General features: G+C 31.6%; 15 protein-coding genes. 4 read left to right on the top strand and 11 right to left on the bottom strand.

What is annotated here, in order from left to right; translation table 11 throughout:
• Position 1 precedes the first annotated feature (1 nt).
• The 3 genes from coaE (at position 2) to H8K90_RS16600 (ending at position 2950) form a co-directional block, all read left to right on the top strand.
• Complete coding sequence (coaE, locus tag H8K90_RS16610; RefSeq protein WP_186847118.1) at positions 2-592, top strand: dephospho-CoA kinase; 591 nt, start codon at positions 2-4, stop codon at positions 590-592.
• A gap of 72 nt (positions 593-664) precedes the next feature.
• Positions 665-2233: a sensor histidine kinase gene (locus H8K90_RS16605; protein ID WP_246457876.1), complete on the top strand. Its 1569-nt coding sequence runs from the start codon at positions 665-667 to the stop codon at positions 2231-2233.
• 9 nt (positions 2234-2242) lie between these two features.
• Positions 2243-2950, top strand: coding sequence for a response regulator transcription factor (locus H8K90_RS16600; protein ID WP_186847117.1), 708 nt, complete (start codon positions 2243-2245; stop codon positions 2948-2950).
• 66 nt (positions 2951-3016) lie between these two features.
• On the opposite strand, the gene miaA is transcribed toward H8K90_RS16600, so the two are convergent.
• The 9 genes from miaA to H8K90_RS16555 form a co-directional block, all read right to left on the bottom strand.
• Positions 3017-3922, bottom strand: a complete 906-nt coding sequence (miaA, locus tag H8K90_RS16595; protein ID WP_246457872.1) for a tRNA (adenosine(37)-N6)-dimethylallyltransferase MiaA — start codon at positions 3920-3922, stop codon at positions 3017-3019.
• Complete coding sequence (locus H8K90_RS16590) at positions 3912-4745, bottom strand: ion transporter (RefSeq protein ID WP_186847115.1); 834 nt, start codon at positions 4743-4745, stop codon at positions 3912-3914. Before H8K90_RS16590 ends, miaA begins: the two co-directional genes overlap by 11 nt.
• Before the next feature lie 18 nt (positions 4746-4763).
• Positions 4764-6137, bottom strand: a complete 1374-nt coding sequence (locus tag H8K90_RS16585) for an exonuclease domain-containing protein (protein WP_186847168.1) — start codon at positions 6135-6137, stop codon at positions 4764-4766.
• 68 nt (positions 6138-6205) lie between these two features.
• The gene (locus H8K90_RS16580) at positions 6206-6874 is read right to left on the bottom strand and encodes a YggS family pyridoxal phosphate-dependent enzyme (RefSeq protein WP_186847114.1); all 669 of its coding nucleotides are present in this window, start codon (positions 6872-6874) and stop codon (positions 6206-6208) included.
• Between the two features lie 107 nt (positions 6875-6981).
• A complete protein-coding gene (locus H8K90_RS16575; RefSeq protein ID WP_186847113.1) occupies positions 6982-8220 on the bottom strand; it encodes a DUF1015 domain-containing protein in 1239 nt (412 codons plus the stop codon).
• Between the two features lie 54 nt (positions 8221-8274).
• Positions 8275-8640, bottom strand: coding sequence for a four helix bundle protein (locus H8K90_RS16570; protein WP_186847112.1), 366 nt, complete (start codon positions 8638-8640; stop codon positions 8275-8277).
• A gap of 69 nt (positions 8641-8709) precedes the next feature.
• Positions 8710-9600: a 3-hydroxyacyl-CoA dehydrogenase family protein gene (locus H8K90_RS16565; RefSeq protein WP_186847111.1), complete on the bottom strand. Its 891-nt coding sequence runs from the start codon at positions 9598-9600 to the stop codon at positions 8710-8712.
• Positions 9601-9651: 51 nt separating this feature from the next.
• Positions 9652-10008, bottom strand: a complete 357-nt coding sequence (locus H8K90_RS16560; protein ID WP_186847110.1) for a hypothetical protein — start codon at positions 10006-10008, stop codon at positions 9652-9654.
• 10 nt (positions 10009-10018) lie between these two features.
• Entirely contained in the window at positions 10019-10978 is a 960-nt protein-coding gene (locus tag H8K90_RS16555; protein WP_186847109.1) for a Gfo/Idh/MocA family protein, read from the bottom strand.
• A gap of 188 nt (positions 10979-11166) precedes the next feature.
• Between H8K90_RS16555 and H8K90_RS16550 the strand changes: the two genes are divergently transcribed.
• Entirely contained in the window at positions 11167-11808 is a 642-nt protein-coding gene (locus H8K90_RS16550) for a protein-L-isoaspartate(D-aspartate) O-methyltransferase (RefSeq protein WP_186847108.1), read from the top strand.
• A 267-nt stretch (positions 11809-12075) separates the two neighbouring features.
• Here H8K90_RS16550 and H8K90_RS16540 read toward each other — a convergent pair whose 3' ends face one another.
• Together H8K90_RS16540 and H8K90_RS16535 are read right to left on the bottom strand one after the other, a co-directional pair.
• The gene (locus tag H8K90_RS16540; protein WP_186847106.1) at positions 12076-13899 is read right to left on the bottom strand and encodes a Xaa-Pro dipeptidyl-peptidase; all 1824 of its coding nucleotides are present in this window, start codon (positions 13897-13899) and stop codon (positions 12076-12078) included.
• Between the two features lie 303 nt (positions 13900-14202).
• On the bottom strand, positions 14203-14727 hold the full coding sequence (locus H8K90_RS16535; protein ID WP_186847105.1) for a hypothetical protein: 525 nt from the start codon (positions 14725-14727) through the stop codon (positions 14203-14205).
• Between the last annotated feature and the right edge of the window lie 2 nt (positions 14728-14729).

Genomic DNA, 14729 nt, shown 5'->3' with positions numbered 1-14729 from the left:
GATGAAAGTAGTAGGACTTACAGGTGGAATAGGTAGTGGCAAAACAACAATTTTAAAATGTTTTAAAGCTTTTGATATACCTGTATACATAGCAGATGATGAAGCTAAAGCTTTAATGAACCGTTCTAAGGTGATTAAACGTAAACTTATTCAGTTATTTGGTGAATCTGCTTATAAACACGATAAGTTAAATAGACCTTATTTGGCATCTAAAATATTTAATGATAAGTCTTTGCTATCTAAAATGAATGCGATTGTGCACCCTAAAGTGGCATCTCACTTTAAGCGTTGGCTTAAAAAACAAGATGCTCCATATATTATTAAGGAAGCTGCAATTATTTTTGAAAACAACCTTGAAAACCAATACGATTACATTATAACCGTTATTGCAGATAAAGATTTAAGAATTAAACGTGTTATGCAACGCGACAATGCGTCTAAAGAAAAAATTCAATCTATTATTAATAATCAATTATCTGATGATGAAAAGGTTAAAAGATCTGATTTTGTTATCGTTAATAACGATTTAGAAACAGCCAAAGCGCAAGCCAAAGACATTCATCAGCAATTACTTCGTCTATTAAATTGCTAAGATTAACAATTCTTTTGTTAATGTATGGTTAAACCTAATTTATACTAAATGTTAAAATGTTAAATTTGACTGATGGGTAAAAAGCTATTCGTCTTATTGGTGGTGTTAATGAGTTTATCTCTCATTGGTATTATTTTTGTGCAATCATTTTTTATAAATGATAGTTTAGAAAATGAAGATCAAAATTTTACATTAAATGTAAAACATGCATTAACTTATGTGTCGCGAGACATAGCAGAGATGGAGCTGAGAAATTATGCAATTAAAATTCAGCCCTATTTAGTTGAAGGTGCAGTAGCTGATTCTTCTGGAATTAGACAACTTTTTATAACCTCAGAAGACGATATAAATGATAAAACCATAATACATCGTAATACGGTTTTAGAAGAGCGCTTTAAAGTACCTTCTTTGTTCTTTGAAATTGATGCAGACAGTTTTAATATTAGTAAGTTGTCTAATGAACGTGTCACAGAAATATATAATAAAACGAATATAGATGGTAAAAAAAGTATTACGCCAGATAAAAGGCTGATACAGTATTCTTCAATGCCAGCTTTAGATAAGCAAATGTTGGAGGATACATTTAAGGATTTACTAAAGGATATTCCAATTTATAAACGTATTACTGCCGTACAAGTAGAAACTTTATTAAGAAGACAATTAAGAGGTGAAGGAATCGATTTAGACTTTGAGTTTTCTATTTACGACGATGATTTAGCAACTAAAGTGCAAACAGAAAACTTTGAAAAAGAAAATGCTTTTCATGGTGTTCCTATTTTTTTAGATAATAACAATGAAAGTAGTTACACGCTTTGGGTAGATTTTCCGGATAGGGAAAAATATTTAGTATCCTCAATTTTATGGATGATAGTTTTATCAATAATATTTACAGGGATTATAATCATTGCCTATGCTAGTGCTATATATCAATTAATAAAGCAACGTCAAATATCACAGATAAAGACTGATTTTATTAATAATATGACGCACGAGTTTAAAACACCAATAGCAACTATAAATTTAGCTTTAGACTCAATAAAGAATCCTAAAATAATTGGCGACCAAGATAAGGTAAAGCGATACTTAGGAATGATAAAGGAAGAGAATAAGCGTATGCATGCACAAGTAGAAAATGTATTACGAATCTCTAAACTAGAGAAAAATGAACTAAATATTAGTAAGGAACGTTTAAAGTTACACGACCTAGTTGAAGATGCGATAACTCATGTAGAGCTAATAGTAGAAGATAGAAAAGGGTATGTTAAAACGCATTTAAACGCTGTTAAGTCATCAATTTTAGCTAACGAAACTCATTTTACAAATGTGATCGTTAATATATTAGATAATGCTATAAAATATTCAGATAATGCACCAAAAATAGACGTGTTTACTGAAAATGTTGGTAACAATGTTATATTAAAAATAACTGACCAAGGTAACGGTATGTCTAAACAAGTTGCTAAGCGTGTGTTTGAGAAGTTTTATAGAGAACATACAGGTAATGTACATAATGTAAAAGGTCATGGGTTAGGTTTAGCTTATGTAAAAAGAATAGTAGATGACCATCAAGGTCATATATCAGTAGAAAGTGAAAAAGGAAAAGGCAGTACTTTTATTATAAAGATGCCATTAATATCATAAAAACAAATTATGGAAGAACAAAACAAGAAAATTCTTTTGGTTGAAGACGATCCAAATTTTGGAACTGTTTTAAAAGATTATTTAATGATGAACGATTACGAAGTAGTCCATGCCAAAAATGGAATGGAAGGTTTTGAAAAGTTTAAAAAGGATGATTACGATCTTTGTATTTTGGATGTAATGATGCCATATAAAGACGGGTTTACTTTAGCTAAGGAGATTCGCGAAAAAAATACAGATGTACCTATTATTTTCTTAACAGCTAAAGCTATGAAGGAAGATGTATTAAAAGGTTACAAAGTAGGTGCAGACGATTACCTCAACAAACCTTTTGATAGTGAGGTGTTATTAATGAAAATAAAAGCCATTATGCAACGTAAAGCTACGGATACGGTTGCAGATAGTAAGCAGTTTGAGTTTAAAATTGGTCGTTTTGATCTTAACTCAAAACTTCGCTTTTTAAAATTTGATGGTGGTGAACCTTCTAAGCTATCACCAAAAGAAAATGAATTGTTACGTTTGTTAGCTCTGCATGAAAATGATTTAATGCCAAGAGAATTAGCGTTAACAAAAATCTGGAGAGATGATAATTATTTTACATCTCGTAGTATGGATGTTTATATTGCAAAACTGCGTAAATATTTAAAACCAGATCCTAACGTTGAAATATTAAACATTCATGGCGAAGGGTTTAGATTGGTAGTAAACAATCAGTAAGCAAATAAATACAGATATATAGTAGACCTTTCAGGATTTTTAAAACCTGAAAGGTCTTATTTTTTATCAAAAGTTTTCTATAAATTCAATTATGGTTTTAACTTCAGTTTTATAATCGAACCACTTTATTGAGTCATCTTTTCTAAACCAAGTGAGTTGACGTTTTGCAAATCGTCTGGTATTTTTTTTAATTTCAGAAATTGCAAAATCTAAAGTTGAATTTCCTTCAAAATATTCAAATAATTCTTTGTAGCCAACTGTATTTAAAGCATTTAAGTCTTTGTGAGGTATTAAAGCTTCAACTTCATTTAGTAATCCATTTTTAACCATAATATCTACACGTTGGTTAATTCTATCATAAATGATAGAGCGTTCTGCATTTAGGCCAATGGAAATAGTTTTAAAATTTCGACTTTTTTCAGGGTTTGTTAAAAACGATGTATACGGTTTGCCGGTACCAATACATATTTCTAAAGCTCTTATCACGCGCTGTGGATTTGCTATTGCAATGGTTTTATAGGCTTTATGATCTAAAGTTTTTAATTGTTCTTGTAGTGGATTTAAGCCTTTCGCTTCAAGTTGTGCATTAAGTTTTGTTCTTATTGTTGTATCGACTTCTGGAAAATAATCTAAACCTTTACTCACAGCTTTAACGTATAAACCAGAGCCACCGACCATAATAACTATTGGTTTTTTTTGATGTAATATTTTTAATTTAGAAATGGCATCACGTTCAAAATCGCCAACATTATAATTTTCTTTTATGGACTTATGCTGAATAAAATGATGTTGAGCAGCATTAAGCTCTTCTGCAGATGGAACAGCTGTACCGATATTCATTTCTTTATAAAACTGTCGGGAATCAGCTGAAATGATTTCAGTATTAAAATATTGAGCTAACTTTATACTTAAAGCCGTTTTACCAATAGCTGTAGGTCCAACTATAGAGATAAGAGTATTGTTATTTGTCATAATGCAATTTACAACCACATTTATGACAAAACTCAGCATCATCTTGATGCTTCTGCGCTAAACAGTTAGAACAACATTGAGTGTTTATTTGAGGTTTTTCGTCTCGGGTTTTAGTCATTTCTGCAGTAACTATTCCTGTAGGTACTGCAATAATACCATAACCTAAAATCATAACTATAGTTGCTATAAATTGACCTAAAGCTGTGTGTGGAGTAATATCACCATAACCTACGGTTGTTAATGTTACAATACACCAGTACACACTTTTTGGAATATTGGTAAACCCATTTTCTTCTCCTTCAACCAAATACATTATAGTACCTAAGATTATTGATATTATAACAACGGCAAATAAGAAAACAGATATTTTAATTCTACTTGCTTTAAGTGCTACAATTAGTTTGTTCGATGCTCCTGAATATCTAGCTAATTTTAAAATTCTAAATACTCGTAACAAACGCAATGCTCTTAAGGCGACTAGTGCATGAGTACCAACAAATATCAATGATAAGTATTTTGGTATTGTAGATAATAAATCTATGATTCCGTAAAAACTTGTAATATATTTTAAAGGTTTTTTTACCGTTATAATTCTTAAAATATACTCAACGGTAAATAAAATAGTAATTAGCCATTCAGAAATATTTAAAAAGTTATGATACTTAGCATCAAAACTAGCAATGCTCTCTAACATTACTAAAATAATACTAGCTATAATTGTAATTAGTAGAATTACGTCGAATAATTTTCCGCTAGGAGTATCTGCCTCATAAATTATTTCATGAAGCTTGGTTTTCCAATTGTGTTTATTCTCTGGTTCCATGTTTTAAAAGTACGAAAATTAAGGCTTCAGATTTAAATCAATAATTTTTAAACGTTTATTTCTACGCATATAACTTTGTATAATATGCTGCGTATCTCTATTATTTTGCATTGGGGTTATTAGTGATTCTAGAATCTCTTTATTGTTTATCTGATGGTTTAAATCAAAAAAACCAAAGCCTTTAAATATGCCATTCTCAATTAAAAACACACTTTTTTCATCAATATCACGTCCTCTATCAATTAAGAGCATATTTTTATTAGAGTAGCTATATTTTTCAATTAAAAGATTAACACGTTTATTATAACTGTCCGCAGGTTCTTCATTAATGCAAGCACCATTACACTCTTTAACATCGTATTTAAAACAACTAGATTTAGTATCGTATAAACCTGTTAGTTTTTGGCAAAGATTATAATCATCCACATTTTTAAACATAAAATGTTTTCCACTAGCTCTGGTACTAAATGTTGTTATTGGTGATTGACTACCATCAGCTTTGTCAATTTTTAAATTTATATAGCCATTTTCGTCAATAAAACTATAAAGAGCGTGGGTAAATATTGTTCTTCGTAATGCTCTATTAAAAATAGGTTTGTTTTTTTTAATTTCTGCACTTTCTTTTAATAATGCAGCTAACTCGCTACCGGTCTTTTCATAAGTAACGGCACTAACTAATTTTTGAATTTTTTTAGACTTAGATCCACTATTTGTAAAGTGTTGAGTAATTCGTTTTTTAATATTATTGCTTTTACCTATATAAATAATATCTCCTTTATCATTATGAATATAATAAACACCAGTTTCACTTGGCAACTTATCTATAATCTCCCTAAGGTTTGGAGCTATTTTAGATTTTTGTTCAATTTTAACGGCATTTTTAATAATGACCTTATCTAAATCCTTATTCAAAAGCATTTTAAACAGCTTTACAGTAGCTACAGCATCTCCATTAGCTCTATGTCTATCACTTACAGGGATTCCTAATGCACGTGTAAGCTTGCCTAAACTATAAGATTCCATATTAGGAATTAATTGTTTAGAAAGTTCTACTGTGCAAAGCGTTTTGCGTTTGTAAGGAAAGCCTAACCGTTTAAACTCAGTTTTAAGAATTCTATAATCAAAAGATGAATTATGGGCTACTATGATACAATCTTCTGTAATTTCTACAATACGCTTTGCAACCTCATAAAACTTAGGTGCATTTTTAAGCATATTAGAGTTTATGCCTGTAAGATTAACAACAAATGGTTGAATTTCGCGCTCTGGGTTTACTAAAGAAATGAACTTATCTGTAACTTTATGACCGTCAAATTTATGAATAGCAATTTCGGTTATACCTTCTTCATTGTATTTTCCACCTGTAGTTTCTATGTCTAATATCGCGTATATAATTCTATAATTTGAAGTTTAATTTCAATGTACTAAGTTAAAAAAGTATAAGCTTTAATGTAAGAAATCTATTGATAATTTCGAGCGCCAAAAATACTGCTTCCAACTCTCACCATAGTACTGCCACATTCTATAGCTAACTGGTAGTCACCACTCATTCCCATAGAAATAGTTTGAAGTCTACAATTTGTTGTCTGTACTGGTTTTAATGCGTTAAAAGTTGATTTTAACAGTTTAAATTCGTTTTCAACTTGTTTTAAATCATCAGTAAACGTAGCCATTCCCATAACACCAACAATTTTTATATGTTGTAATTCTGAAAATTCATCGGATTGTAGTAGAGTAGAAGCATCCTCTGCAGACATACCAAATTTACTATCTTCATCAGCTATTTTAATTTGAAGTAAACAATCAATCACTCTATCGTGTTTTTGAGCTTGTTTATTAATTTCTTTTAATAATTTAAAACTATCTACTCCATGTATTAAACTCACAAACTCAGCCATATATTTCACTTTGTTGCTTTGTACATGCCCAATCATGTGCCATTCTATATCTTTTGGCATCTGCTCATACTTTTCAGTCATTTCTTGGATTTTGTTTTCTCCAAAAATGCGCTGACCAGCATTGTAGGCCTCCATTAAATCACTTACAGGTTTTGTTTTAGAAACTGCTACTAACGTGACGTTTTCTGGTAAGGTTAACTTTATTTGTTTAAGATTATCTTTAATACTCATTAATTAATTTCTTTTTATTCGATGAAATTCTGAATCAACATTTGAACTCACTTCGACTTCGCTTAGTGACCATCGCTCAGTGTGACAGATTAGAATGACACCAACTATTAATACTCATAAATAGTAATGCCGCTTCTTAATTTTGGTAAAATATAAGTGCTCTTTGGTGGCATTTTTAAACCTTCGTCTGCAATTTGTTTCATTTGCTCTACATTAGAAGGGCACATGCCAAATCCAACTTTAAATTTACCACAATCTACGCTACTTTTAATAGTAATCATTTCGTGTCTTCCATTAACATATTCAATTCTATTATCATTTCGTAAATCCTCTATTCCCAAAATAGGTTGTAATATGGTTTTGTATAATAATTGTGCATCTAATTTATCTAATGCAGTCTTAAACTCATAGTTAGTTTTACGCAAGTATAAAGAATAAAACTCACCATCTAAATACATACTAAAATGGTGAGGTTTAGATGGGTTATATGGTATTGCACCTCTGTTTTCAATCCTATAAGATTCATCGAGTTTAATTAAAAATTCTTCTTTCGTTAAACCGTTTAAATCTTTTATGAGTCTATTAAACTCGTGTATTACTAAATCCGATTCTGGTATTAAATAAGACATGAAGAAATTGTAAGATTCACTACCATTATGGTTTGGGTTATTCTCTTTTGCATCTTTATATAACAAATACGATGAAGCCGATCTATGATGACCATCAGCTATATAAATGGTTTTCATTTGTTTAAACTCATCTTGAATTGCTGTTATTGTCTCTTCATTATCTATTTTCCATAAATAATGCGTGTCTCTATAAGTCATGGTAAACTCAAACTCGGCATGTTCTTTTTGAGTTTCTTTTATTATTTTTGAAATAATGGGATTATCAGGATAGGTGAGGAGTACTGGCTCTGCATTAAAGCCTACTGTTTGTAAATAACTTTTAAACGTTTGCTCACGTTTTGCAATAGTATCCTCATGCTTTTTTATAACATCGCGTTCATAATCTTCTGCACTTGTTGCAGCGATAATACCACTAAATTCTTGTCCATAGCGATTCACTATTTTGTAAACATAAAAAGACGGTTTTTCATCCTGAACAAAAACTCCATCTTCTTTAAATTCTAAATAGCGGTTTTTTACGAGTCTAAAGCGTTCTTCTCCAGTAACCTCTTGTGCATATTTATATCCAGGATTTACAATATGTAAAAAACTATAAGGATTATAATCCATGCGAGATTCGCGCTCATCTACAGTATAACTTTGATAAGGGCGTGCTGCAACCAAGCCTACAATAGCTCTTGTGGGTTTAACGGCTTTAAAGGGTATTATTTTGGCCATAATTTAGTGTAAAGTCCGGAGTATAAAGTGTAAAGTACAATGTATTGATTCATATTAGCTCGAACCGAATTTTTTAGGGTTTAATATCATGTAATTTAAAAGTTTGGCAACTTCTTCAGACGCTTCTCTTAGTTCTTTAAAATGTTCGGTTGAAATATACTCACATGCCAATGCAAATTCTAACCAAGTTTGGGTTTCACCATTTTCAGCATCACAATCAGTTAATTTGCTAATAAAGTGCTTAGGATAGCGTCTTTTGCGATAAGCTTCAGATAAATTGGCACATACACTTCGAGAAGACCTTCTTACTTGATCTGTTAATGAATAGGTTTCTTCTTTTGGAAAAGATTTAGAGATATTATAAATATCCATTGCTAATTTGAATCCCTTTTTATATGCTAATAAATCTTGAACTTTCATATTTGAAATATAATACTTTTCACTAGATACTAGATACTAGATACTAGACACTAAACACTAGACACTATATCACTTCATAAACTGTTTCGAAACATACTCTGCTTTGCGACTTTCAGAATAATCATAAAAACCTTCACCAGATTTTACTCCTAGTTTACCAGCTCTAACCATATTTACTAACAAAGGGCAAGGTGCATATTTAGGATTTTTAAAGCCATCATACATTACATTGAGAATGGATAAACATACATCTAAACCAATAAAATCAGCTAATTGTAAAGGTCCCATAGGATGTGCCATTCCTAATTTCATTACGGTATCTATTTCTTCTACACCAGCAACTCCATTATATAAAGTTTCAATAGATTCGTTAAGCATTGGCATTAAAATTCGGTTGGCTACAAAACCAGGATAATCATTAACTTCCGTAGGCACTTTACCTAAAGTTTTAGATAAATCCATAATCGTTTTAGTTACTTCATCACTGGTATTATATCCGCGAATAATTTCTACCAATTTCATGATTGGCACAGGGTTCATAAAGTGCATACCAATTACTTTTTCTGGTCGAGAGGTAACAGCTGCAATCTGTGTGATAGAAATTGAAGACGTATTAGTAGCTAAAATGGTATCGTTATTACAAACATCGTCTAGTTGCTTAAAGATTTTTAGTTTTAAATCTATATTTTCAGTAGCCGCTTCTACTACCAAGTCAACGTTTTTTACTCCTTCTTCAGTATTTGTATATGTTTTAATATTACCTAAAGTTTCAGCCTTATCTGCTTCGCTAATTTTTTCTTTAGCTACCATTCTGTCTAAATTCTTAGCAATAGTATCCATGCCTCGTTTTAGAGAAGCTTCATTAATATCTATAAGTTGAACGTTAAATCCAGATTGTGCAAACGTGTGTGCAATTCCGTTACCCATGGTACCTGCACCAATTACTGCTATATTTTTCATTGAAATTTTATTTTTATTCCTGTGCAAACAGGAATCTTGTTATTATATAATTTAAAATATAAACTCCCCAATATCATTTATTTTTGGATTGGAAATTTTTGAATCAAAACCAAAAGCATTAAAAACAGCTCTACATGAAGAATAACTTACACAAGATAGAGTTGTATCAATAGTTATCCATTTAAATTTAGTAACAGAGATATGATAATTTTTTTTAATTCCTTTTAAAAGAAGGTTTTCAAAAGCTAAATGAATACCATATTCAATAGCAATTTTAAAATCCTCAATATCATTAATGTTATAATTTACGGAAATACCTTTATTTTTAGATTTTAGAATTTCTAATTCAATAATGCAAAAAAGACCTATACTATTTAATTGTTTTTTTAACTCAAAAGTACCTGTCATTGACTAACACCTAAAACTGATTAATAATCATAGTAGCTACGCGTAATGCTTCAGTGCCATCATGTAAAGTAACAATTGGCTTTGTATTATTGTTAATAGCATCTGCAAAGGTTTCAAGCTCGTCTAAAATAGCATTGTTGTTTTCTATTTCAGGATTATCAAAATAGATTTGCTTTTTAACGCCTTCAGCATTTTGCAATATCATATCAAAATCGCCAGGATTTTCTGGTGCATCTTTCATTTTAACAACTTCACATTTCTTTTCTAAGAAATCTACAGAGATGTATGCATCTTTTTGAAAGAAACGTGTTTTACGCATATTTTTTAAAGAAATACGACTTGCAGTTAAGTTAGCAACGCATCCGTTTTTAAATTCTATTCGTGCGTTTGCAATGTCTGGTGTATCGCTAACTACAGAAACGCCACTTGCAGACACATGTTTTACAGGAGAATTTACAACACTAAGAATAATGTCTATATCATGAATCATTAAATCTAAAACCACAGGCACATCTGTACCACGTGGATTAAACTCTGCTAAACGATGCGTTTCAATAAACATTGGGTTTACAATCTGATCTTTAACACCAATAAAAGCAGGATTAAAACGCTCTACATGCCCAACCTGACCTTTTACTCCATGTTCTGCAACTAAAGTTCTAATAGTTTCAGCTTCTTCAACAGTATTTGTAATTGGTTTTTCTATAAAAATATGTTTTCCTTTTTTTATAGCTTGTTTGGCACAATCGTAATGAGAAAGGGTAGGTGTTACAATATCTACAACATCTACAGCATCTATTAATGCTTCAATGGTGTCAAAATACGTATAGCCAAATTCTTCAACAACACGTTTTGCGTTTTCAGAATCAGCATCATAGAAACCTACGAGCTCATATTTATTAGATTGATTAAGAAGTCTTAGATGAATTTTACCAAGGTGACCAGCACCTAGAACACCAGCTTTAAGCATATTTTTCTGTTTTTAACAAAAATAGTCGTTTTGATTTAGAAATTTGAAAAAGAAAATATAAAATACTGAGAATTCAGAAATCTAAAAATCGAGAAATAAGAACATCTGATTTTTGAAGTTGAAAATTGGTGTTTAGTTATTGGATTTTACTTCTCTTTAAATTAATTTAGCATAAACTAAACTACGCTTTGAAAGATACATTTAAGCATCAAGGGATGCGTCAGCAACTTGTTGAAACACTTATTAATAAAGGAATAAAAAATACTGATGTTTTAAAAGCCATAGGGAAAATTCCGAGGCATTTATTTATGGATTCTGGTTTTATAGATCATGCGTATCAAGACAAAGCATTTCCGATTGGTGCAGATCAAACCATTTCTCAACCTTATACTGTAGCTTTTCAATCTGAATTAATGCAAATAAAATCTGGTGATAAAGTTTTAGAAATCGGAACAGGTAGCGGTTATCAAACTGCCGTTTTATTAGAACTTGGTGCTAAAGTTTACAGTATAGAACGTCAACAAGAATTGTTTAAAAAAACATCTAAGTTTTTACCAAAAATAGGGTATAGAGCTAAAAAGCTCATTTTCGGTGATGGTTATAAAGGCCTGCCAGATGAAGCTCCTTTTAATAGTATTATTGTTACTGCTGGCGCACCATTTGTACCTAACCCATTATTAAGTCAATTGGCTATAGGAGGACGGTTGGTAATACCTGTTGGTGATGAAGTACAAATTATGACTCTTTTTATTAGAAAAGGACCAAAAGAATTTGAAAAACATGAGTTTGGTGAATTTCGTTTTGTGCCTTTACTAGAGGATAAGAATTAGTATTATTTTTATAATTGTGAAGAAGTTTCAATTAATTGTTATTGTTTTAATTTTTGCAATAATTGCAAAATTTTGGATTGGAATTTATGAACATGACGAATTTGGTAGCAAGCACTTTTTTATTAAACATCGAGCAATTTGGAAATCATACTTTTACTCTCCGATTGGAATGAGTGATTCTTTACTATCTCAATTTCCATCTGAAGAACAAAAGGAACAAATGCTATTTGAAGAGTTTGTAAGTTCTAAAGGACATTCAAAATAAAACTAATCTGTCGCTTTCTTAAATGCATCCTTTCCTCCAACAACTGGTAAAGTAAGTGTAGTTTTATCTAATTTCACCGTTAATTCAGTGCCTGCTTTTGGATGTAGTGTAAATTCTTGGTCGCTAGAAAAAATCATAAACCCAATTTGTTGCCCTTTCTTAATAATTTGATCGTCTGGTTGTAAATCGAAATTAACCGTATAGAATTTACCTGGCACTAAATCTTCTTCATCAGTTAATGATTTATAATTTTTAGGATCTGCCCAACCGCGAGTTATAATATTATCGGTAATTTTTTTAGCGCCAACTTCCCAAGGTAATGATACCAACCAAACAGACAAATTAGCAGCTTTTGCACTACTAGATAAAGTAATACTCACTTTTGCTACACCAGATATATGAAGATCTTCAGTTAAGATAGGAGACACATAAAGTAAACGATTATTAGAGTCTTTAGATTTTGCTAAATCGGCACCAGTAAATTCTACATTATCGACAAATGTTTCTGATGCTAAACGTTTGTTAGGATTAACCCCTAATGTACCAGAAGTAAAAGGATATAAAGTTACATCTTTAGCATCAGGATTAGGGTAATCTTTATAAGCTGTTGGTAATTGTCTATCATCGTATTCTCTCACGATGTAGGCTTTGTTTTCTTCTTTTTCCACACCATTATCTATACCATGTAAATATTTGGTAAACCATTTGTTCATCATAGATGTTGGTGGTGGACCTCCATGCCCATTTTGATGATAATAAATCATTGTTGGTAGCCCTTTCTCTTTTGCAGCTTTGTAAATACGATAGCTATGTTCTGGCATTACGTTCCAGTCGTTAAAACCATGCGACATTAACAAAGCAGCTTTCATGTTATCCATTTGATTAAGATAATCTCTACCAGCCCAAAACTCATTATAATCGCCAGTTTGTCTATCCATACCATTCTTCATTTCTGTATCACGCACTGTTTTGTTATTGTAGGCGCGTTTATCTTCATCACCACTATGTACAAAATCGTAAAGAACGTCGATATCTTCACCTAAATAACCACCTGGAGAACGTACTAATCCGTTAGAACGGTAATAATGATAATAAGAGGTGTTTGGTGCAATAGGAATTATAGCTTCTAAACCTTTAACTCCAGTTGTTGCCGCAGCTAAAGGTAAAGTTCCATTATAAGAAGTACCAGTCATACCTACTTTGCCTGTTGACCAATAGGCTTTTACTTCTTCATTTCCATTTCGTTCTGTATATCCTTTAGCTCGTCCGCATAACCAATCAATAACGGCTTTGGGAGCTAATGATTCGTTTGGTCCACCAATAGTTGGTGCTCCATCAGATAAACCAGTTCCAGGTGACGAAGAATGTACTACGATATAACCTCTTGGTACCCATTTTCTAAGATGTGAGTTTGAGATGATTGGTCGTTCACCACGACGTTTCACTTCTGGATGAAATCGTTCTTCTCCAATATCTCCTAATTCGTGCTTTACATTCCACATGGTTCCTGGAGCATCACCTGCAACACCAGCAAAATATGGACTTGTAACGTATATTACTGGTAATTTTAAGCCTTCGCTTTCTGTTTGTTCTGGTCGTGTAACAGACACGTGCATACGATCTGGTTCTCCATCTCCATCTGTATCAAATTCGGTTTCTACCCAAAGGTCGTGACGAATCCATTTGCTTTGGTCTTTAAACCCTTCAACAATTTGTGCTTCACCATCTTTAAAAATGGGTTTAACTTTTTCAGTTTGAGCGCAACTTAGTATTGAAAACACTAGCGCAACAGTTAGTATTGATTTTGATTTTAATGAGAAAGTCATATCAGAATGGTTTAGAAAAATGTTTGATAAAAGTAAGGAGTTAAAGTTAGAACTCAAATTCTTTGTGATAAGTTTGAATGTGTTTTAGTATTTGCTCTGTCAGTTCGAGTGATTTCGACGTGTCGAAATTGTATCGAGCAACTATTAAAGTATAATAAGGTTCTCGATACAAAATTCCTGAAAAAGGAATTTCACTCGAACTGACTAAAACAATATTATCTAATCTCTTGCTATTATTGTGTAGACAGGAATCTATCTTAAATAATTGCATTCTGCAACAAGTGCGGAATGACAATACCCAAGTTAATTTTTAGATAAATATTCCTCAGGAATTGGGTTTTCCTCAGATTCTTGCATCCAATAGATATTAATAATCCACCAACGTTCTCCATCATGCATTAATTGAATACTATTGATGCCTCTCATAAAAGGTTCAGTATCGTCTTTAGTTTTAAAAGATTCATAAGTACTAAATACTTGGGTGATATTACCAAACGTTTGTGTTTGTCTGCTTATTTCTACTTCATGAAAACCGTTTTCAAGTAACCACTTTCCAGATGAGTTTATATAATCATCTGGTGACATATAGCGCGCTACTGTTTTGCCTTCTTTGGTTTTACCTGTTGGGATGAGTTTAGCGTCTTTATAGAATAAATGTTTAAACAAATCCCAATCGCGCTTAACGCCTTTATCACCAGAAATTACAGAATAGAGTGTTGTAATTGTACTATCTATAGTGGCTACGTTTTTTGAGTAGTCTTTTTTATCTTCTTGGGCTGAGAGGTTTAATGCTAAAAAGCATACAAATAATAGTATTGTCTTTTTCATAT

The organism is Winogradskyella echinorum (genome assembly GCF_014297365.1).
GTDB classification, from domain to species: Bacteria; Bacteroidota; Bacteroidia; order Flavobacteriales; family Flavobacteriaceae; genus Winogradskyella; species Winogradskyella echinorum.
This window is presented reverse-complemented; position numbering and strand designations above follow the sequence as displayed.